19 protein-coding genes and 2 pseudogenes are annotated in these 21,898 nt (G+C 68.9%); 5 read left to right on the top strand and 16 right to left on the bottom strand.

Going from position 1 to position 21,898, the window contains the following annotated elements:
* Positions 1–31: 31 nt before the first annotated feature.
* Positions 32–868 carry an SDR family NAD(P)-dependent oxidoreductase gene (locus V9G19_RS06475; protein ID WP_462284660.1) on the top strand — a complete coding sequence of 279 codons (837 nt, stop codon included), beginning with the start codon at positions 32–34 and terminating at the stop codon, positions 866–868.
* Here V9G19_RS06475 and V9G19_RS06470 read toward each other — a convergent pair.
* From V9G19_RS06470 to V9G19_RS06460, 3 genes are read right to left on the bottom strand one after another with little or no spacing between them, the layout of a single operon-like run.
* Positions 840–1,673 carry an HpcH/HpaI aldolase/citrate lyase family protein gene (locus V9G19_RS06470; RefSeq protein WP_462284659.1) on the bottom strand — a complete coding sequence of 278 codons (834 nt, stop codon included), beginning with the start codon at positions 1,671–1,673 and terminating at the stop codon, positions 840–842. The two genes, V9G19_RS06475 and V9G19_RS06470, sit on opposite strands and share 29 nt — an antisense overlap.
* Positions 1,670–2,182 carry a MaoC family dehydratase gene (locus V9G19_RS06465; RefSeq protein WP_462284658.1) on the bottom strand — a complete coding sequence of 171 codons (513 nt, stop codon included), beginning with the start codon at positions 2,180–2,182 and terminating at the stop codon, positions 1,670–1,672. The genes V9G19_RS06470 and V9G19_RS06465 overlap by 4 nt, the downstream gene beginning before the upstream one ends.
* A gap of 7 nt (positions 2,183–2,189) precedes the next feature.
* A complete protein-coding gene (locus tag V9G19_RS06460) occupies positions 2,190–2,810 on the bottom strand; it encodes an L-threonylcarbamoyladenylate synthase (RefSeq protein WP_462284657.1) in 621 nt (206 codons plus the stop codon).
* A 34-nt stretch (positions 2,811–2,844) separates the two neighbouring features.
* Here V9G19_RS06460 and V9G19_RS06455 point away from each other — a divergent pair, with 34 nt between their 5' ends.
* Positions 2,845–3,978, top strand: coding sequence for a methyltransferase domain-containing protein (locus V9G19_RS06455; protein WP_462284656.1), 1,134 nt, complete (start codon positions 2,845–2,847; stop codon positions 3,976–3,978).
* A 24-nt stretch (positions 3,979–4,002) separates the two neighbouring features.
* On the opposite strand, the gene V9G19_RS06450 is transcribed toward V9G19_RS06455, so the two are convergent.
* The 3 genes from V9G19_RS06450 to V9G19_RS06440 all read right to left on the bottom strand — a co-directional run bounded on the left by V9G19_RS06450 (position 4,003) and on the right by V9G19_RS06440 (position 8,096).
* On the bottom strand, positions 4,003–5,601 hold the full coding sequence (locus V9G19_RS06450; protein WP_462284655.1) for a fatty acyl-CoA synthetase: 1,599 nt from the start codon (positions 5,599–5,601) through the stop codon (positions 4,003–4,005).
* 4 nt (positions 5,602–5,605) lie between these two features.
* Entirely contained in the window at positions 5,606–6,103 is a 498-nt protein-coding gene (gene tpx / locus V9G19_RS06445) for a thiol peroxidase (RefSeq protein WP_462284654.1), read from the bottom strand.
* A 61-nt stretch (positions 6,104–6,164) separates the two neighbouring features.
* Positions 6,165–8,096: an alpha-amylase family protein gene (locus tag V9G19_RS06440; protein ID WP_462284653.1), complete on the bottom strand. Its 1,932-nt coding sequence runs from the start codon at positions 8,094–8,096 to the stop codon at positions 6,165–6,167.
* Positions 8,097–8,190: 94 nt separating this feature from the next.
* Between V9G19_RS06440 and V9G19_RS06435 the strand changes: the two genes are divergently transcribed.
* On the top strand, positions 8,191–8,826 hold the full coding sequence (locus V9G19_RS06435) for a histidine phosphatase family protein (protein WP_462284652.1): 636 nt from the start codon (positions 8,191–8,193) through the stop codon (positions 8,824–8,826).
* A 40-nt stretch (positions 8,827–8,866) separates the two neighbouring features.
* On the opposite strand, the gene V9G19_RS06430 is transcribed toward V9G19_RS06435, so the two are convergent.
* Positions 8,867–10,339, bottom strand: coding sequence for a glutamate--cysteine ligase (locus tag V9G19_RS06430; RefSeq protein WP_462285035.1), 1,473 nt, complete (start codon positions 10,337–10,339; stop codon positions 8,867–8,869).
* A gap of 133 nt (positions 10,340–10,472) precedes the next feature.
* Here V9G19_RS06430 and V9G19_RS06425 point away from each other — a divergent pair, with 133 nt between their 5' ends.
* Both V9G19_RS06425 and V9G19_RS06420 read left to right on the top strand, forming a co-directional pair.
* Entirely contained in the window at positions 10,473–11,654 is a 1,182-nt protein-coding gene (locus tag V9G19_RS06425) for an exonuclease SbcCD subunit D (RefSeq protein ID WP_462284651.1), read from the top strand.
* Between the two features lies 1 nt (position 11,655).
* Complete coding sequence (locus V9G19_RS06420; RefSeq protein ID WP_462284650.1) at positions 11,656–14,841, top strand: AAA family ATPase; 3,186 nt, start codon at positions 11,656–11,658, stop codon at positions 14,839–14,841.
* A gap of 27 nt (positions 14,842–14,868) precedes the next feature.
* Here V9G19_RS06420 and V9G19_RS06415 read toward each other — a convergent pair whose 3' ends face one another.
* The 9 genes and pseudogenes from V9G19_RS06415 to gcvH form a co-directional block, all read right to left on the bottom strand.
* Positions 14,869–15,189 carry a hypothetical protein gene (locus V9G19_RS06415; protein ID WP_462284649.1) on the bottom strand — a complete coding sequence of 107 codons (321 nt, stop codon included), beginning with the start codon at positions 15,187–15,189 and terminating at the stop codon, positions 14,869–14,871.
* Between the two features lie 18 nt (positions 15,190–15,207).
* On the bottom strand, positions 15,208–15,585 hold the full coding sequence (locus V9G19_RS06410; protein ID WP_462285056.1) for a hypothetical protein: 378 nt from the start codon (positions 15,583–15,585) through the stop codon (positions 15,208–15,210).
* A gap of 94 nt (positions 15,586–15,679) precedes the next feature.
* A pseudogene (locus V9G19_RS06405) lies at positions 15,680–15,877 on the bottom strand (sigma factor); the annotation flags it as partial.
* Positions 15,878–15,964: 87 nt separating this feature from the next.
* Positions 15,965–18,840: pseudogene (gcvP, locus tag V9G19_RS06400) on the bottom strand (aminomethyl-transferring glycine dehydrogenase).
* Positions 18,841–18,916: 76 nt separating this feature from the next.
* Positions 18,917–19,495 carry a MerR family transcriptional regulator gene (locus V9G19_RS06395; protein ID WP_462284648.1) on the bottom strand — a complete coding sequence of 193 codons (579 nt, stop codon included), beginning with the start codon at positions 19,493–19,495 and terminating at the stop codon, positions 18,917–18,919.
* A gap of 140 nt (positions 19,496–19,635) precedes the next feature.
* Positions 19,636–20,118, bottom strand: coding sequence for a bifunctional nuclease family protein (locus V9G19_RS06390; RefSeq protein WP_462284647.1), 483 nt, complete (start codon positions 20,116–20,118; stop codon positions 19,636–19,638).
* A gap of 74 nt (positions 20,119–20,192) precedes the next feature.
* Entirely contained in the window at positions 20,193–20,885 is a 693-nt protein-coding gene (ftsR, locus tag V9G19_RS06385; protein ID WP_462284646.1) for a transcriptional regulator FtsR, read from the bottom strand.
* Positions 20,886–20,895: 10 nt separating this feature from the next.
* Positions 20,896–21,396 (bottom strand): FHA domain-containing protein, encoded by a 501-nt coding sequence (locus tag V9G19_RS06380; protein WP_462284645.1) that lies wholly within the window; start codon positions 21,394–21,396, stop codon positions 20,896–20,898.
* A gap of 50 nt (positions 21,397–21,446) precedes the next feature.
* Complete coding sequence (gene gcvH / locus V9G19_RS06375) at positions 21,447–21,836, bottom strand: glycine cleavage system protein GcvH (RefSeq protein WP_462284644.1); 390 nt, start codon at positions 21,834–21,836, stop codon at positions 21,447–21,449.
* Positions 21,837–21,898 lie beyond the last annotated feature (62 nt).

Raw genomic sequence — 21,898 nt, 5'->3', positions numbered from 1 at the left:
GATGGTCTCCAGGGCCGACGAAGGAGTCACCGTGAAGTCAGTCAAGGGCAAGACCGTGCTTGTCACCGGCGCGGCGATGGGGATGGGACGGCTGTTCGCCGAGCGGGCGATCGCCGAGAAGGCCGCGGCGGTCATCCTGTGGGATATTAACGAGGACACGCTCAACGCCACGCTCGCCGATCTTTCCGGGACCGAGGTCCCGGTGCATGGCTATGTCGTCAACGTGGGTGAGCCCGACGAGATCGAGGCGAGCGCCCAGGACGTCCTGCAGGAGATCGGCCCGGTCGAGATCCTCGTCAACAACGCCGGGGTCGTCCGGGGAAACAAGTACTTCTGGGAGTCCGACCCGATCACCGACACCAAGCTGACAATCGACGTCAACACGCTGGCGCCGATGTATGTCACGCACGCCTTCCTCCCGGCGATGGTCACCGACGCCAAGGACTGCCGGATCCTCAACCTCGCCTCGGCCGCCGGCTTCACCCCCAACCCTCGGATGGCCGCGTATGCCGGATCCAAGTGGGCGGTGATCGGCTGGTCGGATTCGGTGCGGCTGGAGCTGAAACAGGCCGGCCTGGACCACATCAAGGTCACCACGGTCTGTCCGTACTATGTCAACACCGGGATGTTCGACGGCGCCAAGTCGGCCCCGCTGCTTCCCATCCTCGAACCCGACGACGTCGTCAACGGCGCCTGGGACGCGATGTGCGCCGGGAATTCCTTCCTCGTCCTCCCCCGCACCGTCCTGCTGGCCGAGATGCTCAAGGGTCTGGTGCCGATCGGCGTGCGCGACTTCATCGCCGACAATGTCATCGGGATCTATCACACGATGGACGACTTCAAGGGCCGCTCGGACCAGAAGTCGTGACCCGGCGCAGGATGCCGGCGGCGTGCTTGAGCACCGGGCCGTCGACCATCTTGCCGGCGAAGGTGAACACGCCGCCGTCGTGTTCCTTGGCCGCCTCGGTGACCGCCTGTGCCCACTCGACGTCGGCCGCCTCGGGCCGGTATGCCGCGCGGATCGCCGCCACCTGACTCGGGTGGATCGCCGCCTTGGCGTCGAAGCCGATCGCGACCGCGTCGGCGCTCTCGGCGGCCATCGTGTCGGCGTCGGTGATATCGAGCACCACCGAGTCGATCGCCAGGACACCGCGTGCCTTGGCCGCTATCAGCGTGGCGGAGCGGGCGAACCGGGCAACATCGCGATAGGTGCCGCTCGGCAACCGGCTGCTCGACCCACCCAGGCCGGCGACCAGATCCTCGGCGCCCCACATCGCCCCGACGACGTTGGCCGGGGCGATGAGGTCGCGGACCCGGTCGATGCCAGCTGGCGACTCGACCAGGACGATCACCTCCAGCGGCGCCAGGGCCTCGATGTCCGCGGCGCGCTCGGCCTTGGCGAGCATCACCCGGGGGATGCCGAGCTCCCCCATCAACGCGACGTCAAGGGCGTGGTCGGCCGTGTCGGCGGCGTTGATCCGCACCACGGTCCGCTGCGGATCGATGCCGTCGAGGGCGCGGACCGCCTCGCGGGCCGTGGCCTTGCGGGTCGGCGCGACCGCGTCCTCCAGGTCGAGGAGCACCAGATCGGAGCGCTCCAGCGCCTTGCCATAGCGCTCCGGCCGGTCGGCGGGACAGAACAGCCAGGCAGGCCCAGGCTGCCATTCAGTCATGACGGATTCCCTTCGTGCTCAGGTGTTTCCGACGGGCGCATGCGGACGAGCGTCTGCCGGCTGGCGGTGGCGACCACGTCACCGTGTTGATTGCGGGCGGTGTGATCGAGGGAGACGATCCCCTCCCCCGGCCGTTTCGCGGACGCACGTTTGTCGCTGACCAGCGTCTCGGCATACAGCGTGTCACCGTGGAAGACCGGCTTGGGGAAGGCGATCGCCGAAAAGCCGAGGTTGGCGACGATCGTTCCCTGCGTCAGTTGGGCTACCGACAGCCCGACGAGCGTGGAGAGGGTGAACATCGAGTTCACCAGGCGGGAGTGGAACGGCCCCTGCGCCTCGCTCTCGGCGGCGTCGAGATGCAGCGGCTGGGTGTTCATCGTCAACGTCGTGAACAGGACGTTGTCGGCCTCGGTGACCGTGCGTCCTGGGCGATGGACATAGATCGTCCCCACCTCGAACTCCTCGAACCACAAACCCCTTTGGACAACCCGGCGGGGTTGTTCACTCATCGCTGCCTCACCTTTCGAATCGAGATGGGTCGCCGGCGCCATGCCGAACGACCTCGGGCACATTGGTGCTGAAATCCACGACCGTTGTCGGGTCGCTGCCGCACGGGGACTCGACGACCACGTCGACCGCGTGGTCGAGCTCCTCCTTGACCAACCATCCCTCGGTCATCGGCTCGCTCTCGCCGGGAAGGATCAGCGTGCTGCTCAACATCGGCTCGCCGAGTTCCTCGACCAGCGCCAGCGCAACGCGGTGATCGGGGATGCGCACACCGACCGTCTTCTTGCGCGGATGCAGCAGCCGCCGCGGCACCTCCTTGGTCGCCCGGAGGATGAAGGTATAGGGCCCTGGAGTCACGGCACGGATGACCCGGAAGACGTCATTGTCGAGGATGACGAACTGGCCGAGTTGACCGAAGTCCTTGCACACCAAGGTGTAATGGTGCTTGTCATCAAGCCGGCGAATCTCCCGGATCCGATCCTTGGCGTGCTGATTGCCGAGCGCCGCGCCGAGGGCATAGCCGGAGTCGGTCGGGTAGGCGATCAATCCGCCGTCGCGCAGCGCCGCGACGGCCTGCCCGACGAGCCGCGGCTGCGGGTCGACCGGGTGGATATCGAGGTAGCGCGCCATACGATCACCCTAGAGCCAGGAGGTTTCATCACCCGTGCAGTGCGACTATCACGACACCGGCCGCTGCCGCTCGTGCACGCTCCTCGAGATGCCGTATGCCGAGCAGCTCGCCCGCAAGCAGGCCCACCTCGCGCAGCAACTCGCCGATGTGGTCCCCTCGGCGGCCTGGCATGAACCCGTCGCCAGCGTGCCAACCGGCTTCCGCAACAAGGCCAAACTGGTCATCGGCGGGCAGGTGGGTGCCCTCACCGCCGGCATCCTCGACACCGCTGGCCAGGGCGTCGATCTGCGGGCCTGCGGCCTCTATGAGGTCGCGCTCAGCGCGGCCATCCCCGCGATCGTCGCCTTCGCCGAGGACGCCCGGCTGATTCCGTATGCCGTTCCCGAGCGCCGCGGCGAAGTCAAGCACATCGTGGTCACCGCCGCGCCCGAAGGGGCGTTGATGATCCGCTTCGTGCTGCGCAGCACCCACCATCTGGCCGGCCTGCGCAGCCGGCTGCCCCGGCTGCTCGCCGCACTGCCGACGACGCAGGTGGTCTCGGTCAACATCCAGCCCGCGCACGCCGCGATCCTGGAGGGTCAGCGCGAGATCGTGCTCACCGAGTGCGAGGCGCTGCAGCTGTCGGTCAACGGGATTGCCCTCTTCCTGCGGCCGGGCAGCTTCTTCCAGACCAACTCGGCCGTCGCGGCTGCCTTGTATCGCCAGGCCCGGTGGTGGATCGACGCGTCCGCGCCTGGCTCGGTCTGGGATCTCTACTGCGGTGTGGGCGGATTCGCGCTGCACGCCGCGGCGCCCGGGAGGCGGGTCGTCGGTGTGGAGGTCAGTGGCGAGGCGATCGCGTCCGCGCGGATGTCGTTGCGGGCGCTGGCACCGCAGGTCGTCGACGGCGTGACCTTCGTCGCCGGTGACGCCGGGGAGGCCGGCACGCTGGTGGTCGAGGCTCCCGAGTTCGTGGTCGTCAATCCGCCGCGGCGTGGGCTCGACCCGACCGTGACGGCGTGGATCGCCGCCTCTCCCGCCACGGCACTGGTCTATTCGAGCTGCAATCCGGCGACGCTGGCACGCGACCTCGATGCCCTGGCGGATTGGCGAGTCCGTGAGGCGCGCTTGTTCGACATGTTCCCGCAGACCAGTCACCACGAGGTGGCCGTGCTGTGCACCCGGTGACCGGCTGCGGGGGAAGTCAAGCGGTTAGGCGTCCTGCGACGCAACGGCATACGTCTGACGCAGGTCGCGTTTGAGGATCTTGCCACTGGGGTTCTTGGGCAACGCGTTGGCGATCACGACCTGCTTGGGGGTCTTGAACCCCGCGAGCACGGAGCGGGCGTGGGCGATCACGTCATCCTCGCTCAGCTCGGCCCCCGGTTTGGGGACGACGACCGCCACGACCGCCTCGATCCAGACCGGATGCGGGACACCGAAGACGGCGACTTCGGCCACCCCCTCCAGGCCGTAGATCGCCTCCTCGACCTCGCGGCTGGCGACATTCTCGCCGCCGGTCTTGATCATGTCCTTCTTGCGGTCGACGACATGCAGGTGCCCGTCCCCGTCGATATAGCCGAGGTCACCGGAGTGGAACCACCCGCCGGCGAAGGCGGCGGCCGTCTTCTCGTCGTCGTTGTAGTAGCCCAGCGTGGCGTGTGGGCTGCGGTGCACGATCTCTCCGATCGTGCCGGCCTCGACCTCCCGATCGGCGTCGTCGACGATCCGAGTCTCGACGTTGAGCCCGGCTCGGCCGGCCGAGCCGGCGTGGCTGAGCTGCTCGTGCGGACGCAAGATCGTGGCCAGCGGTGACATCTCGGTTTGGCCGTAGAAGTTCCACAGCGCGACCTGCGGCAGCCGCTGTTGCATCTCTTTGAGCACTTCGACAGGCATCGGGGAGGCGCCGTAGTAGCCCTTGCGCAGGCTCGTCAGGTCGGTGGAGTCGAACTCGGGGTGCCGCAGCAGGCTGATCCAAATCGTCGGCGGCGCAAAGAACTTCGTGATTCGTTCCCGCGCGATTGTCGCCAGGATTTGTCCGGGGTCGGGCGCGGGAAGAAGGAAGCTGCTCGCCCCGAGATAGACATCGGGGCCGAGGAAGCAGTCCAGTTGGGCACAGTGATAGAGCGGCAGCGTATGCAGCTCGATGTCGCCGGGCTCCATGTGCCCGTCGACGATGCAGCTGACGTATTGCCACTGCAGCGACCGGCTGGACAAGAGCACCCCCTTGGGCCGGGACTCCGTGCCGGAGGTATACATGATCCGCACCGGATCGTCGTCGCCGACAACGACATCCGGCGCGGAGGCACCCGGAGTGAACCAGGCTCCGGCATCGGCCCAGCCCGCGGGCGGCGTCTCCGGCAGGGAAGATCCCCCGCCGTCGGCCAGCACCCCACGCACTCGGACGGCGCCCGAGGACGAGGCCTCGAGCGCCCGGGTGGCGATGGGCAGGAAGCCTGCCTGAACGACGAACGCGCTGGCGCCACTGTGGTCGAGGATGAACGCGATTTCGCCCGCGCCCAGCATGAAATTGACAGGCACGAGAACGACGCCGATGCGGGCCGCGGCGAAATTGAGCACCGCGAAGTGCCAGCTGTTGCGGGCCAGCAGCCCCAGCCGGTCGCCCTTGACCAGGCCAGCTTCGGCGAGCGCGGCGGCGACGCCGTCGACCATGGCGTCCAGTTCGGCATACGTCAGCCGCGTCTGCCCGTCGGCGATCGCCAACCGGTCGGGAAACCGGCAGGCGCTGCGGTGGACCAGGTCGGCGAGCGAGTGGCTTCGGACGCGGGCAACGAGCTCACTGACCGTCACGGCGTCAGCCGAGCGCTGCGACGGCGGCGTCGTAGTCGGGTTCCTGGGTGATCTCGGGAACCAGCTCCGTGTGCAGGACCGAGCCGTCGGTGTCGAGGACGACCACCGACCGGGCGAGCAGGCCGCGCAACGGGCCGTCGGTCATCGTGACGCCATAGTCGGCGCCGAAGCCGCTGCGGAAGCTGGAGGCCGCGACGACATTGTCGATGCCTTCGGCGCCGCAAAACCGCCCGAGCGCAAACGGCAGATCGGCCGAGGCACAGACGACCGTCGTATTGTCGAGCCCGGCCGCGAGTTCGTTGAACTTGCGCACGCTGGTCGCGCAAACGCCGGTGTCAACGCTGGGGAAGATGTTCAAGACCACGCGGCGGCCGTGCAGGCCCGCGGAGGTGACGTCGCTCAAATCGGTTCCGGTCAGCTCGAACGCCGGGGCGGATGCTCCACTGGCGGGCAGCTCGCCGGAGGTCTGGACGGGGTTTCCCTGGAATGCTGTTTGGGCCATGCACCGTGTCTAGCACGTTTGGCCGTCCGGGGGGACCCCACTCCCATCTCCCGGGCTGCCGTCAGGAGTCCACCACCCACCACGCGCTGAACGGCGGCAGCCACACATTGCCATCGGTCTCGGCAGCGACGGAGTGCCGGTTGCCCAGCGCGTTCACCGGCGCGCCCATTCCCAACCCGGCGATCACGCTCCACGGGAATGGTCGCCAATCCTCGGTGACGTTGTACAGGCCGAGCATGGGGCCGGACGCGTGCTGACGAACGGTGGCGAACACGCCGCGATCGATTCCCTCGTCGAGCACCTCGGTGTCGGCGCTGGCGTGCAACTGACTCAACGACTTACGCACCCGCGCCAGGTGAGACAGCCCCTGGAACACCTTCCCAGTCACGGTGCGCAGGTCCTCGCGCTCGGCGGCACGGGCCCAGTCCACCGCCGGTCGATGTGCCCACCGGTTGTCCCCCTCGTGGCCGGGGACCGCCGCCCAGCCGGGATCGTTGAACAGCGCGAGTTCGTCGCCCGACCACAGCACCGGCACCCCGCCCCACCCGAAGGCAATGGCGTGCAGGAGGAAGATCCGCGCCATCGCCCGGTCGATCTCCGGCTGCGTCGTGGCGGCCTCAAGCCCGGCGAGGGACGCCGTGGTGCCACTCGTTCGCCTATCCCCGGTCTCCTCGTTGAATTGGAAGACCAGTCCACGCGCCCACGAGCCGGCGACATTCCCGGCATACCAGTCGGCGAGGAAGCGACGGTGAAAAAAGCCGTTGAGCCCCACCGCCTCGGCGTCCCGATCATCGATCGCCCAACCGATGTCGTCGTGGCAGCGCACATAGGTGATCCACGTGCCGGACGAAGGTGTCTCGGGCAGATTGCGCAGCGCCCGCCTGCTCAGCACGGTGTCTCCGGCAGCCAACATCGACCAGCCTTGGACCATGAGCGAGTTGTGATAGGCCAGGTCACTGACCCGACCGACGTGGGAGCCGGTGCCGAGATACTGGATGAGGTCGCGAGGACCGACGATCGCCTCGGCCTTGAAGGCAACACCCGGAGCCGCCAACCGGGCCACAGCGTGCAGAACTTGGGTCAAATCGTGCACTTCGGGCTGGTTCTGGCAATTGGTGCCGAGCCGCTTCCAGGTGAACGCAATGGCATCGAGCCGGATGACCTCGACGCCGAGGTTGGCCAAGAACAAGATGATCTCGGCATACTCGATCAGCACCTGTGGGTTGGACCAGTTGACGTCCCACTGCCACGAGTTGAAGGTGGTCCACACCCAGCCGCTTAGTTCCTCGTCCCAGGTGAAGCTGCCGGGTGCGAAGTCTGGAAAAACCTCAGGGAGAGTGGCTTCGTAGGCGTCCGGCTGCTGGCGGTCGGGAAAGACATGGAAGTAGTCGCGATACTTTTGCTCACCCGCTCGTGCCCGCTGCGCCCACTCGTGTTCGCGGGCAACGTGATTGAGCACGAGATCCATGACCAGCGACATCCCTCGGTGCCGCATCTCGGCCGCGAGCGCGCGCACATCGTCGATCGAGCCGAGGTCGGTGCGGACCTGTCGATAGTCGGCTACGGCATATCCGCCGTCGTTGTCGCCCGCGCGCGGGCGCAACAAGGGCATCAGGTGGAGATAGGTGACGCCGAGTTCGGCAAGATAATCCAGATGCGCCTCAACCTGCGCAATCGTCCCCGCGAATCGGTCGGCGTAACAGGCATATCCGATGACGTCCGGCTGTTGGAGCCAGTCCGGGGTCAAGAGCCGCTCCCGGTCATGGGTCAGCAGGTCGGAGTCTCGCTCGGCATACGCCTGGGCGGCGCGGGCAAGCAAGTCCGACGCCACCTGCGCGCAGCGGTCGGCGCCGTAGAGCGCCGTGAGGCCGTCGAGAAGGTCGTCACCCCACCGGTCGAGCCGGAGCCGGAATTCCTCCCGCCTGAGGGGGTCGACCGAGGCGAGGACGGAGTCGGCCTGGGCGGTCACCGAGGGTGGTAGGGGCTGGCGCATGCGCCCATTCAAGCGCACCCGCATGGCGCGGCTCGCGACCTGGTCCGCGGGCCGCTTCCCCGGGTCTTCGGGCCTGGCGACGTAGGCTGACCCGGTGAGCGCCACCCCACCCCCCACGCACCCGCACGAGGCGGCGGGAAAGCTCGTCCTGCTGCGTCACGGGGAGACCGAGTGGTCGAAGTCCGGGCAGCACACCGGGCGCACGGATCTGCCGCTCACCGAGCACGGCGAGGTGCTCGCCCGCGCGGCCGGGAAGTTGCTCACCGGCTACAACTTCGCCCTGCAACTGGCCTCTCCACTGCAACGGGCACAACGAACCGCGCAGCTCGCCGGCCTGAGCCCGCAGACCGAGGAGGACCTCCTCGAGTGGGATTACGGCGGATATGAGGGGCGCACGACCAAGGAGATTCGCGCCGAACTCGGCTATGCATGGTCGGTCTTCCGCGACGGGGTGGTCCCCGGTCAGACCCCGGGCGAGACCGTCGAAGAGGTCGCCGCCCGCGCCTCCCGGGTGCTCGCCCGCGTCATCCCGGCATTGGCCGACGGCGACGTCGCCCTCGTCGGGCACGGACACGCCTTGCGCATCCTCACGACGGTCTTCTTGCGCCAGGAGGTGCGGATGGCCGCGCAGCTGTTGCTCGACGCCGGTTCGGTGAGCGTGCTGCAGTTCGAGCGGGAGCAGCCGGCGGTTCGGACCTGGAACCGGCTGCCGTCGTTGCCCACCGACTAAGCCCGCGCCCCGAGTCTCACGCCGCTAAACCCCCGCGGGACTACCAGGTGTGCACCGGCTCGTTGGTGTGCATCCGCTCGACGTATTCGGCGAGCATCAAGCGCAGCGCGGTCGGCCGGTCGGCGCCGGCCGCCTCGTGCTGCGCGACCTTTTCGGTCTGCCACACGGCCCCGTTGAGCCGGGTGGTGCACCGGCCCTCGATCACCGTCAGGTAGCGGGTGCGGACCTTCTCCGAGACCCCCCACTCCTGCAGGCCCTGGTGGGCGAGCGGCAACAGGTGGCGCAAGACCAACTCGTCCGCGCCGACTTCGCCGAAGCCCGGCCAGTAGATCCGCGCATCGATGCCGTCGCGCGCGCACCGGTGGAAGTTCTCCTCGCACGCCGCAAAGCTCATCTTGGTCCAGATCGGCCGATCCTCGGTGGCCAGCACGCGGATGACGCCGTAATAGAAGGCCGCGTTGGCCAGGACGTCGATCATCGTCGGCCCGGCTGGCAGGACCCGGTTCTCGACCCGCAGATGCGGCCGGCCCCCGACGACGTCATAAATCGGCCGGTTCCAGCGATAGACGGTCCCGTTGTGCAGGCGCAACTCCGGCAACGACGGTGCCTCCCCGCGCTCCAGCAACGCGACCGGATCCTCGTCGGCGCACTCGGCGAGCAGGGCGGGGAAATAGCGGACGTTCTCCTCGAACAGGTCGAAGATGGAGGTGATCCACCGCTCGCCGAAGAACACCCGCGGGCGGACGCCCTGGTTCTTCAACTCGATCGGCCGGGTGTCGGTCGCCTGCTTGAACAACTCGATCCGGGTCTCGGCGTGCAACCGCTTGCCGAAGAAGAACGGCGAGTTCGCCGCCAGCGCGAGTTGGGGACCGGTCAGCGCCTGGGCGGCGTTCCAATGGTCGGCGAAGGTGTGTGGGGAGACCTGCAGATGCAGCTGCATCGACGTGCACGCCGACTCGGGGGCGATCGTGTCGCTGTAGGCCGCAACCCGCTCGCCCGTCGGGCCCTCGATCTCGATGAAGATATCCTCCCCGCGCGCGAAAAAGATCGAGTCGTTCAGCGCGGCATACCGATTGTTCTCGGTGATCCACTCGCCGGCAAAGTGCTCCGGCATGATCGTCGGCAGGATGCCGATGGGCACGATCCGCGCCCCGGTCTCTCGCGCCTTGGCCTCGGCGGCGTTCAGCGAGGCGCGCAGATCCTCCTCCAGTTCCAGGGCGGCATCCCCGGGCAGCGGCCGCGGCCGGACGTTCATTTCGATGTTGTATTGCGCCAACTCGGTCTGGAAATCGGCGTCGGCGATCGCCGCGAGCACCTCGGCGTTGGCGAATCGGGGCTGGTAGTTGTCGTCGACGAGGTTCAGTTCGAGCTCCATGCCGGTCATCGGCCGCTCGAACTCGAACTGGCTGCTGGCCAACATCCGCTCGAAAACGTCGAGATTTTGCCGCACCTTTTCGCGATAGCGCTGCCGTTCCTCGCGCGAATAGCTCTTCGACTCGACCTCGACGCCCACGCGCTCACCCAACCACACGGTTAGGGCGATCGCCAGACGAGCACGCGTGCTTCTCAGCGATGGTCGAGCTGGTGCGCGGCTCACCGACGCGAATGCCCGGGGGTTGTCGGTGCCAGCTCCTAGTCTGCCAAGCATGCGGTTCCTGCACACCTCCGACTGGCACCTCGGGCGCGCGCTCTGCGGCGTCAGCCTGCTCGGCGCCCAGGCCGGTGTGCTCGACCATCTCGTTGCGACCGCCGCCGCGGAGCGGGTCGACGCCGTGGTGATCAGCGGCGATGTCTATGACAAGGCACTGCCCAACCCCGATGCCGTCGCCCTGCTGTCACAGACCCTGGAGCGATTGGTTGCGGTCGGCGCGCAGGTTGTCGTGACCAGCGGCAACCATGACTCGGCGATTCGGCTCGGCTTCGCGTCCGGCCTGCTCGCCCACGCCGGTGTGCATGTCCGCACCGCGCTGTCCACGGCCGCCGACCCCGTGGTCATCCGCGACGTCGTCGTCCACCCCATCCCCTATCTCGAGCCGGCAGTCGCCGCTGACCACGTCGGTGCCACCGAGCGGACGCACGCGGCGGTGCTGCGGTCGGTTCTGAGCCGGATCGGCGAGGTCAGCGGTGGCGATCGGCCCGTCGTGGTGATGGCGCACGGCTTCGTCACGGGCGCCACCGGGTGCGAGTCGGAGCGGGACATTTCCAGCGGCGGGGTCAGCGCGGTCAATCCCGATATCTTCGCGGGCGCGGCCTATGTCGCGATGGGTCATCTGCACCGGCCACAGCGCGTCGCCGACAATGTCCGCTACAGCGGCTCACCCGTCGCGATGTCCTTTGGCGAAGCCCAGCACGTCAAGGGCTATGCCCTCGTCGAGATCGAGACCGGGCGCCACCCGCGGGTCGAGTTGGTCTCCGCCCCGGTCGATCGCCCGCTCGCGGTGCTGCGCGGTCGACTGGCCGAGCTGCTCACCGACCCCCGACACGCCGGTGCCGAGCGCGCCTGGGTCGCCGCGACGTTGACCGATCCGATCCGCCCTCTCGGCGCCATGGATCAGTTGCGCCGCCGCTTCCCGCACGCGCTCAAACTCGACTGGGTCCCGGAGGGCGAGCGGGTGCACCGGCCGTATGCCGCGCGCGTCACCGACCGCAGCGACCTGGACATCTGCTGCGACTTCCTCGAGCACGTCCGTGGCGGCCTGGCTGCCGGCCCGGCAGAGCGCCGGTTGCTGCGGGAGTCGCTTGAGGCGGCCCGCATCGGCCGGCACACCGCCGACACCGAGTCCGCGTCCGCGGCGGTGGCGGCGGCCGCGGACGGCGAGGTCGCCTAGGATGCGGCTGCACACGCTCACGGTCGAGGCCTTCGGGCCCTTTGTCGAGGCGCAGGAGATCGACTTCGACACGCTTGCTTCCGGCGGGCTCTTCCTGATTCACGGCGCCACCGGCGCGGGCAAGACCAGCATCCTCGATGCCGTCTGTTTCGCCCTGTTCGCCGACGTGCCCGGTGACCGGCAGGCGCGCGGCTTGCGCAGTGACCTGGCCCCGGCAGAGCAACCGGCGGTGGTCAGCCTCGACTTCACCGCGGGCGGCCGACGGCTGCGGATCACCCGCCGCGCCGAGCATCAGCGGCCCAAGAAGCGCGGGACCGGATTCGTTCGAGTGGCCAGCAGCGTTGCGCTGCAGGAGCGGTTGGGCACCGACTGGCGGGTCGTCAGCACCCGCATCGATGAGAGCGCCGACATTGTGCACGATCTCCTCGGGCTGGGGCTGGCCCAGTTCCGGCGGGTTGCGCTGCTGCCCCAGGGGGACTTCGCGGCCTTCCTCACCGCCAGCCCGGAGGAGCGACGGGCACTGCTCGAGCGGCTGTTCGACGTCACCTGCTTCACCGACCTCGAGGAGTGGCTGAGCGAGCAACGGCGCTGCCTCGGCCAACGGGCTCTGGTGCAGGAGCGTTTCCTCGCGGCCACCGTCGGGCAGCTCACCGACCTGATCGCCACCCTCCCGATGGCGGCGGCGAGCGAGAGCCGTGCCCTCGTTGAGTCCGGCGCTGCCGGGCCGGTGCTGCCGGCGGATCTGACCCATATGCCGCTCGAGCGATGGCACCAGGTGGGGGCCGAGATCGGTGGCGCGCTCGAGCATTGGGCAGCCGAGCGGATGACGGCCAGTTCCGCCGCCGAGACCGTCGAGCGGCAGACGGCCGAGCGTCTCGAGGAGGCGCTGGAGCGGGCCGGCAGGCGCCAGCGCGGGCAGTTTGCGTCCATCGAGTTGGATCGGCTCGCCGGCGAGTCCGCAGACGTTTCTCGCATCCGGGTCCGGGTTGAGAGCGCGTCCCGGGCACAGCGCGCCGCCGGGGACCTACGACGCCTGCAGGCCAGTTCGGCCGAAGCCGAGCGGGCTGCCGACGAGCTGCGCCGAGTCGAGGAGATGCTCGCGGCAGCGTTGCCCGGCCGCGACCGGGCTGCAAGCGCCGGCCTGCCCCGGTTGGTTGGCGACCTTGACCGGGGAAACGCTCATCTCGCTGCTGCCGCCCACGACGTCGAGGCTGCACGGGAGGCTGCCACTGACAACGACACCGCCCAGACGGCGCTCGCCGTCGCCCAGGCCGACCATGCCGCCAGCTGGGTCGCCCTGCGGGCCTGGGAGGTCGACGTGCGCGAAGCCGCCGATGCCGCCGACGCCCAGGCTGCGCTCGCAGCGACGTGCTCCGATCGGGCCCACCGGTTGGAGCTCCTTGTGCGCCTGGCCCGGATGCGTGATCAGCTGTCGGCTGCGACGGCACAAGAGGCCACCGCAGACAAGCGACTCCTCGCTGCGCGCGAAGGCCTCCTGGAGGCCGGCCAGGCTCTGCTCGCTTTGGAGCAAGCCCGCGTGAGCGACCTGGCCGCCCAACTGGCGACCGGCCTTGTCGCGGGCGAGCCCTGCCCCGTGTGCGGATCCCGCTCCCACCCGGTGCCGCGGTCACGCGGTGGCACGTGGAGCCCCGAGCTGATCGCGGCGGCGTCAGACCGACGAACCGCGAGCGAGGCAGCCGTCGAGCAGCGAACCAGCGAGCATGCAGCTGCCCGGATGTTCCGCGAGACCCGCGCCGAGGATGTGGCGGCCACGCTGGCCGAACTCGGCCTTGACCCGAGCGCGCTCGGTCGGCTCCCGGACGAACTCGCCCACGCCCGGCGGGCCCACGCCGAGGCCGTCCAAGCGGCCTCCGATCTGCAGCTCGCCCGCGAGACCCTGGCGGCGGCAGATACCGAACACGCCCGGCTCACCGCCCAGGTGGCCGACCATGAGCTGGCGGCCGCGGCTGCCGGAGCGCGCGCGCATGCGCTGGAGCAGCGGCATACGAACGTGGTGGAGCGGGCCCAGGCGGCCCTGGCCGAGCACAATCGCCGCTGTCCGTGCTCCGCCCCGGCCGGCCCGCAGGCGCGCGCTACCGCGGCCGCCGCAGCGAGTGCGGCGCAGCACGAGAGCCGGTCCACCCAGGATCTCGCGGCCGCCCTGCAGGCTGCGCACGCTCGCCACCGGCGCAGCGCGACCGCGGCGGCGGCCGTCGGCGTCGCCCGCCACCAGCTCGATGTGGTCACGGCGGCACACGAGCAGGCCGGTGTTGCCTTGGCGAAGGCCTTGGCCACCAACGGGTTCACCGGACGGGCCGAGCTGGAGACAGCGCTCCTGTCCGACGCGGACCTGGCCACGCTGGCCGCGCGGGCCCGCGCCCACGAGCAGGACGTCGCGGTCCACCGCGCCACGCTCGCCGACCCCGACGTGGAAGCCGCTCTCGCCGACACCGCACCGGTCGATCCCGAGCACGCACGTGCCACGCACGAACAGGCTCGCCACACCCACCTCGGCATCGCCCGCGAGGCCGCCGCCGCCCAACGGGTCGCGACCTTGGCTCAGGGCGTGCTGGCGCACCTGGCTCCCGCGGCAGCCACGCTCATGGCCACGCGATCACACCAGCTCGAGATCACCGCACTCGCCGATCTCGTCGGCGGCACCGGGCCGGACAACCTGCTGCGCATGCGGCTTTCCGCATTCGTCCTCGCTGCCCGCCTCGAACGTGTCGTGGACCTGGCCAACGACCGGCTCGCGCACATGGGCCAGGGCCGCTTCCGGCTGCAGCACGACGATGGCCGGGCCGCCCGCGGAGCGCGCAGCGGCCTCGGGCTGGTCGTCTTCGACGAATGGAGCGGGGTTGCCCGCGAGCCGGCGAGCCTGTCCGGAGGTGAGTCGTTCATGGCATCGCTCGCGCTGGCTCTTGGGCTCGCCGAGGCGATCCGCGAAGCGAGCGGGGGTTTCGAGGTCCAAACCCTCTTCGTCGACGAAGGCTTCGGCAGCCTCGACGAGGAGAGTCTGGACACGGTCATGGCCCTGCTCGACGCGCTGCGCGATGGCGGCCGGGCGGTCGGCATCGTCAGTCATCTCGCCGACCTGCGTGACCGCATCCCGATGCGGCTGCAGGTGCACAAGTCGCCGCACGGCTCCCAGGCGCGCTTGATCACCAGGGTCCCTCCGGCTGCCTGACCGGCTGACTCCCGGGCCCGTGCGGAGTCAGCCCACCGGGGTCAAGATTGGGGCCTCGGCGCCGTCTACCAAGCCGGGACGGGGTGCGGTCAGATAGATGACATAGCCGCTGTCACCGAGCGGGCGCGCCGAGACGATCTCCTCGGCGCCCGCATAGGAGACCCGCAAGCGTTCCACGCCGGCGCTCGCGACCCCGAGGATCGCCCACGGCGCCAGGGTCGTACCCGGGCTGCTCTGCGCGGCCCAAATCGCCGGGCCGCGACCAACGGGCGCGAAGCGGGCGATGCTGTGCCCGAGTTTCACCACGCCCGGCTCCAGATCCGCAGGGTTGACGACGACGTGGTCCATCCGACCGGGTGCTCGCTCCTACACGCCGGTAGAGACGGTCACCGTGACCCGCTGCCCGTCGACCGTGAACGGGAAGGATTGCGTGTGGGTGATGTCGGGATACTCGACCCGAACTCCGGCGGTGCCGAGGACGACGCCTTGCTCCATGGTGACCGGCGCGCCGTCGACGGTGATCGCACCCGGTGGCGCCAATCCGGTCGGCGTGGCCTCAACCGACGGGTGCACCAACCTGGCCACCCAGCCGCGGCCGAGGGCGACGACCTGCTCGTCCGCGCGTGCAGCGGCGCCGTCGGGATACCCGACAGTCGCCGTCGCGGGGCTGATCAGCACCGGGAGCGACCCGAAGCCGCCGCCGTCCCGGTCGGCCAACGGAAGCGCCCCCGCGAACGCTCTCATCGGCAGGCCCTCGGCGACCGGCTGGTCCGGCAGCGCGCCGACCAGATAGCCGCCCAGGCCGGGGCTGGCCAGCCGAGCGGAGACGCCGCAGGTTGATCAGCACCCGGCGTGCATAGGCGTGCGTGCCGCCGGCGTCTATTCGCGACCAGCGGACATAGCAACGCTCCAGCGTGCCCTGGACGAGGTCCTCGGCGTCCACGCCGTTGCCGGTGAGCAGCCAGGCAAGCTTGAGCAGGCGCGGCGATCTCGCGGCCACAAAACTGGCAAAAGCGACCTCGTCCCGCTGTCCCATGGCTACCTCCCGGTTTGGGGCTGACGCCTCTAGATACCGGGACGGGGCCAAAAAGGTTGAGCCGAGGTTTGCGGTGGCGCGATGCAGCTATTCGAACGCCTCCGGCGGTGGGCAGGAGCAGACGAGGTGCCGGTCGCCGTAGGCCCCATCGATCCGCGCGACCGGCGGCCAGTACTTGGCCACGTGCAGCCCCTGGGGGAAGCAGGCGGTCACCCGGTCGTAGGCATGCGGCCACTCCCCCACCAATGCCTGCGCCGTGTGCGGCGCGTGGCGCAACACGCTGTCCCCAATGCCCAGCTGGCCGTCGAGAACCTGCTGGATCTCGCGCCGGATGGCGATCATCGCGTCACAGAAGCGGTCAATCTCGCTGCGGTCCTCGCTCTCGGTCGGCTCGACCATGAGGGTGCCGGCGACCGGGAAGGACATGGTCGGCGCGTGGAAGCCGTAGTCGATCAGCCGTTTGGCGATGTCGTCGACCGTGACGCCGCTCTGCTTGGTCAGCGGCCGGACATCGAGGATGCACTCGTGCGCGACGAGACCGTTCTTGCCGGTGTACAGGATCGGGTAGTGATCGCCGAGCCGGGCGGCGATGTAGTTGGCGTTCAGGATCGCCACCTGCGTCGCCCGGGTCAACCCAGCCCCACCCATCAGCCGCAGATACGCCCACGAGATCGGCAAGATCCCGGCCGAGCCATAAGCCGCGGCCGCCACTTGGGCACCCTGCACGGCCCTGCCGCGGTGGGCTGGCCGGGCAGATACGGAGCCAGGTGCTCGCGAACGCCGATCGGACCGACGCCGGGGCCGCCGCCGCCATGAGGGATGCAGAAGGTCTTGTGCAGGTTCAGGTGAGAGACGTCGGAGCCGAACTTGCCCGGCTGGGCGAGCCCGACGAGAGCGTTCAGGTTGGCTCCGTCGACGTATACCTGCCCGCCGGCGTCGTGGATCATGGCGCACAGCTCGGCGATCGTGTCCTCATAGACGCCGTGGGTGGATGGGTAGGTCACCATGATGGCGGCGAGGTTGTCCCCGTGCTGGGCGATCTTGTCCTTCAGGTCCACCATGTCGATGTCGCCGCCGGGGCCGGTGGCGACGACGACGACCTTCATGCCGGCCATGACCGCGCTGGCGGCGTTGGTGCCATGCGCGCTCTGCGGGATGAGGCACACCCGCCGGTGTTCTTGGCCCTGGGCGCGGTGATAGGCGCGGATGGCGAGCAGGCCGGCGAACTCACCCTGCGAGCCGGCGTTGGGCTGGACCGATACGGCGTCGTAGCCGGTGATCGTGCACAGCCACGCCTCAAACTCGGCAATCAGCGCGTGATAGCCGTCGGCTTGATCCGCGGGCGCCAGCGGATGCAGGTTGGCGAACTGGGGCCAGGTGATTGCGGCCATCTCGGTCGTGGCATTGAGCTTCATCGTGCAGGACCCCAGCGGAATCATGCCGCGGTCGAGCGCGAAGTCCTTGTCGGCGAGCGTCCGCAAATAGCGCAGCATCGCGGTCTCGCTGCGGTAGGCGTGGAAGGTCGGATGGGTCAAGAAGTCCGGTGCGCCATCCGGTCCCGGCGTGCGGCGCAACTCGGCGATCGCATCCTCGGCAGCCTCACCGGGCTCGGCGTCGGTGCCACCGAAGGCGGTCAGCAGCCGCCGGACCTGCTCGGTCGTCGTGGTCTCGTCGACGCTGATCGACACCCGGTCGGCGTCCACTCGCCAGATGTTGATCTCCTGCTGCAGCGCCGCGTCCACGAGTTGATCGGCCCTGCCCGGAACCGCCAGGCAGAGGGTGTCGAAGAAGCCGTCCTCGTGGGCCAGGCCGAAGCCCGCCGCACCCAACCGCGCCTTCAGCTGCGCCGCGTAGCCGTGGACGCGCTCGGCGATCGCCTGCAGGCCCGCCGGGCCGTGGTAGACGGCATACATCGACGCCATCACCGCGAGCAGAACCTGGGCGGTGCAGATATTCGAGGTGGCCTTCTCCCGGCGGATGTGCTGCTCGCGCGTTTGCAGTGCCAGCCGGTATGCCGGGTAACCGGCCGCGTCGACGGACACACCGACCAGGCGGCCGGGCATCGTCCGCTCCAACCCCTTGCGGACGCTCATGAAGCCCGCGTGCGGGCCACCGAACATCATGGGCACGCCGAAGCGCTGGGCGGAACCCACGGCGATGTCAGCGCCCCACACCCCCGGCGGCGCGATCACCGTGAGGGCCAGCAGGTCGCAGGCCGCAGTGACGAGGGCTCCGGCCGCATGAGCGGCCTCGGTGAGTGCCGCCCAGGAGCGGATCGCACCACGGGCGTCGGGATATTGCACCAGGACGCCAAAGACGTCGGCGCCGCCAGCAGCCTCCCGCAACGCGTCGGCCGTGTCGACTCCGCTGAGATCGGCGACCACGACGGGAATCTCGATGGCGTCGGCGCGAGTGCGGATGACGGCCATCGTCTGGCCAAACACGTGCTCATCGACAAGCAGCGCGGCGCCGGGTTTGGCCCGGGTCGAGCGATGCATAAGGGTCATCGCCTCGGCCGCGGCGGTCGCCTCATCCAGGAGCGAAGACCCGGCGATGTCCAACCCGGTCAGGTCGGTGATCATCGTCTGGAAGTTGACGAGCGCCTCCAGGCGGCCTTGCGAAATCTCGGGCTGGTAGGGCGTATAGGCCGTATACCACCCCGGGTTCTCCAGCACGTTGCGCTGGATAACGCCCGGCGTGAAAGTGCCGTAGTAGCCCTGGCCGATCATGCTCGTCACGATCCGGTTTCGGTCCGCATAGGCGGCAAGTTCGTCCAGTACGGCGTTCTCGGAGACCGCGGCCTCAATGTCCAGGGGCTCGCTCGAGCGGATCGTCTGGGGAATCGCGGCGTCAACCAACGCCACCAAGCTCGGTTGACCCACCACCTGCAGCATGGCCTCGACATCGGCCGTGCCCGGCCCGATGTGACGGAAGCTGAATTCGGGCAGGTCGGTCGTCACCAGGGCTCCTCATCGGGTCGGTGCTGCAGCGCCAGCCAAGATACCAACCCGCGGGGGTATGGGGCAGTGCGTCGAGCGGTTATCCGACGCGCGCGGCGCGGCGAGCGCTCAACTCGTCGCCCGGATGCACCGGGATGGAGGGGCCACCATCGGGGGTTTCGCTTGGCAAATGCGCAAGCGAGCCCTCGACTTCAAGCCAGACCTTGCCCAGGGCGATGCCAAAGACGCCCTGCCCGCCCTGGAGCAGGTCGAACATCTCGGTGGGCGAGGTGCACTCGAACACCGACGCCCCATCGCTAAGCAGGGTCACCTGAGCGAGGTCGTGGACGCCGCGCTCGCGCAGATGCTCGATCGCCAGCCGGATCTGGTGCAGGGAAACCCCGGTATCGAGCAGGCGTTTGACGACCTTGAGGACGAGGATGTCGCGGAAGCCGTAAAGCCGCTGCGACCCCGAGCCGCTGGCCGTGCGAACGGAGGGCTCGACGAGCCCGGTGCGCGCCCAATAGTCGAGCTGCCGGTAGGTGATGCCGGCCGCCTTGCACGCGGTCACGCCACGATAGCCGACGTCCTCATAGGCATTCTCCAGGTCGTCGAAGAGCACGTCTTGGGTGGCGTGCACGAGGCCTGCATCCTCCGACCCGTTCGTCGATGTGCCCACGCTGCCTCCAGAGAATAACCGGGGTGTGATTCAGACGGTAAGACGTCGCCAGTCTCGCGTCAACGACCAAAGCTCAACTGACCCTTCGGGCGTGTCGCGCCACATGAATCCCATTTGTAACATGACCATAAAGTTAACCTTTAAGGATTGTCGGGCTGGGCCTGGTCGAAGTCTTCCGGCGAGACGTGGTCCAGGAACTCCTTGAAGCGCTCGACCTCGTCGTCGCTTTCCTCGGCCATCGTGATCCCCGCGGTGTCGAGCACCTCGTCGGTCGTGACGACGTCGGCGCCGACGCGGATCGCCAGCGCGATGGCGTCCGAGGACCGGGAATCGACCTCCACGCCGCCGTCGAAAACCAGCGTCGCGTGAAAGACCCCGTCGGTCAGCTTGTCGATCCGCACCCGTTGAATCCGGCTGCCCAGGGCGGCGATGACGCTGGCCAGCAGATCATGGGTCATCGGCCGCGGCGGCACGACCCCCTGCTGGGCATAGGCGATGGCAGTGGCCTCCGCGGCGCCGATCCAGATCGGCAGGTGCCGGGCGCCGTCCCGCTCCCGCAGCAGGACGATCGGCTGATTGGTCGGAAGTTCGACCCGCACGCCGAGGACGTCGAGATGCTTCATCTGACCACCGTACCCTCGCCGCTGCCCGCCCGGCTGACGCCGGGCCCGGGCGAGCCGGGATTGGCGCAGCCGGATCAGGGCCGACGAGCCAACTCGTCCTTGACCAAGGCCGTGTGCAAGGCGAGCCCGGCCTGGGCGATCTCCGCCGGATCGGGGCGGCCGGCGGTCGCCGCCGCGTAGTCGATCAAGCCGACTTCCCGTTCGGCGGCCACGCGGAAGGGGCGCAGGTGGCGGACCTCGATCCCCGCGGCCACCAGCCGGGCCGCGGCCGCCGTGATCCGCGCCGACTCTCCGGGGAAGAGCCCATCTCGATCTGGGCGCAGCAGCCCGAAGTTGGCGAGTTCACCGATCAGCTCCGCGCTGGCCCCCTCTGCTTCGGCCAACTCGGCCGCGGTCAGCCGTGGCCCGTCGCACACTCGAAGCGCGGAACTGTCGGGAAGGTCGGGGTCCGCGCTCGCCGCCGGCACTCGTGGCCGCCCGCTCACGGCGGTATCACCCGGGATCGGCAACCCCCGGTCCTTGGCGTCGAGTGCTTCCCGGATGACTTTCAGCGGCCAGAACCGATCCCGCTGCGCCGTCAAGACAAAGCGGAGCCGGTCAACGTCGGCGGCGGTGAACTGGCGATAGCCCGATGCTGTCCGCACCGGCGTGATTAGCCCTTCGGTCTCGAGGAACCGAATCTTGGACAGGGTGAGATCGGGGAAGTCCTCCTGCAACCGCCGCAGGACGGTGCCGATGCTCAGCAGGGACGAACGAGACGGGTGCACGAGTGCTGGCTCAGCCCTTGGCCTGATGGAAGACCAGCCGGAACTTGCCGATCTGCACCTCATCACGATTGGCGAGCACAACCTCATCGATCCGCGTGCGATTGACGTAGGTGCCGTTGAGCGAGCCGACATCACGCACGCTGAAGCGTTCGTCCTCCCGCGAGAAGACGGCATGCCGACGTGAGACCGTGACATCGTCGAGAAAGATGTCGCTGTCTGGGCCGCGCCCCGCCGTGACCACGGCGTTGTCCAGCAGGAAGCGGGCGCCGGTGTTGGCGCCACGCTGCACAATCAGCAACGCGGTGCCGGGTCGGAGGGCATCGATCAAGCCGATGTCCTCCCTCGTCATCCCGACGTCGTAGTCGGCCCACTCGGCCGGCTCGGTCCCGGCCGCAGGAATGCGCTGGGTGGCCGGATCTGGGCGCGGCGACGGAGCTGTCTCCGGTGCCTCCTGCCCGGGCCCGGATTGACCGGGAGGCGGTTGACCGGGACCCGGGGGGTTCTCGCTCATCACTGCTGCTCTCCTGCCGCCACACCCGGGTGCGGGTGCGGCATGACTGATTATCCGAGGTTGGCCTTATAGGCGGTTGCATCCATCAGCGCATCGAGGGCTGCGGGATCATCGAGTTCCAGCTCATAGCACCAGCCCTCACCATAGGGGTCGCTGTTGAGCAGCTCTGGGGCGTCCTCGAGGGCGGCGTTGACGGCCGTGACCGTGCCGGACAGCGGTGCGGAGAGGTCGCTCACCGACTTGGTGGACTCGATCTCCCCGCAGGCGTCCCCAGCGGTGATCGTGTCGCCGGTCGCGGGGAGAGAGACATAGACCACGTCGCCCAGGGCGTCCTGCGCATAAGCCGTGATCCCGATGCGGACCTGGCCGTCGGCCCCGACGCGCACCCACTCGTGATCACTGGTGTATCGCAGTTCCTCGGGATAATCGAATTCGCTCACGTCAGGTCTCCTTGATGGTGGGGTGTGATCACCTTAACGGGCCGCGGCGACGCGCACACCCG

It is taken from the genome of Nostocoides sp., assembly GCF_037045025.1.
Classification (GTDB): Bacteria; Actinomycetota; Actinomycetes; order Actinomycetales; family Dermatophilaceae; genus Nostocoides_A.
Note: the sequence above shows the minus strand (reverse complement) of the source record. Positions and strands in the feature narration are given on the sequence as shown.

Bases quoted from the DNA above. Each gene is read 5' to 3' on its own strand.
- V9G19_RS06415 (WP_462284649.1), bottom strand. From the start codon at position 15,189: ATGGACCACGTCGTCGTCAACCCTGCGGATCTGGAGCCGGGCGTGGTG.
- V9G19_RS06380 (WP_462284645.1), bottom strand. From the start codon at position 21,396: ATGAGCGAGAACCCCCCGGGTCCCGGTCAACCGCCTCCCGGTCAATCC.
- V9G19_RS06420 (WP_462284650.1), top strand. From the start codon at position 11,656: ATGCGGCTGCACACGCTCACGGTCGAGGCCTTCGGGCCCTTTGTCGAG.
- tpx (WP_462284654.1), bottom strand. From the start codon at position 6,103: ATGGCCCAAACAGCATTCCAGGGAAACCCCGTCCAGACCTCCGGCGAG.
- V9G19_RS06470 (WP_462284659.1), bottom strand. From the start codon at position 1,673: ATGACTGAATGGCAGCCTGGGCCTGCCTGGCTGTTCTGTCCCGCCGAC.
- V9G19_RS06390 (WP_462284647.1), bottom strand. From the start codon at position 20,118: ATGAAGCATCTCGACGTCCTCGGCGTGCGGGTCGAACTTCCGACCAAT.
- V9G19_RS06460 (WP_462284657.1), bottom strand. From the start codon at position 2,810: ATGGCGCGCTACCTCGATATCCACCCGGTCGACCCGCAGCCGCGGCTC.
- V9G19_RS06410 (WP_462285056.1), bottom strand. From the start codon at position 15,585: ATGAGAGCGTTCGCGGGGGCGCTTCCGTTGGCCGACCGGGACGGCGGC.
- V9G19_RS06465 (WP_462284658.1), bottom strand. From the start codon at position 2,182: ATGAGTGAACAACCCCGCCGGGTTGTCCAAAGGGGTTTGTGGTTCGAG.
- V9G19_RS06440 (WP_462284653.1), bottom strand. From the start codon at position 8,096: ATGCGCCAGCCCCTACCACCCTCGGTGACCGCCCAGGCCGACTCCGTC.
- V9G19_RS06425 (WP_462284651.1), top strand. From the start codon at position 10,473: ATGCGGTTCCTGCACACCTCCGACTGGCACCTCGGGCGCGCGCTCTGC.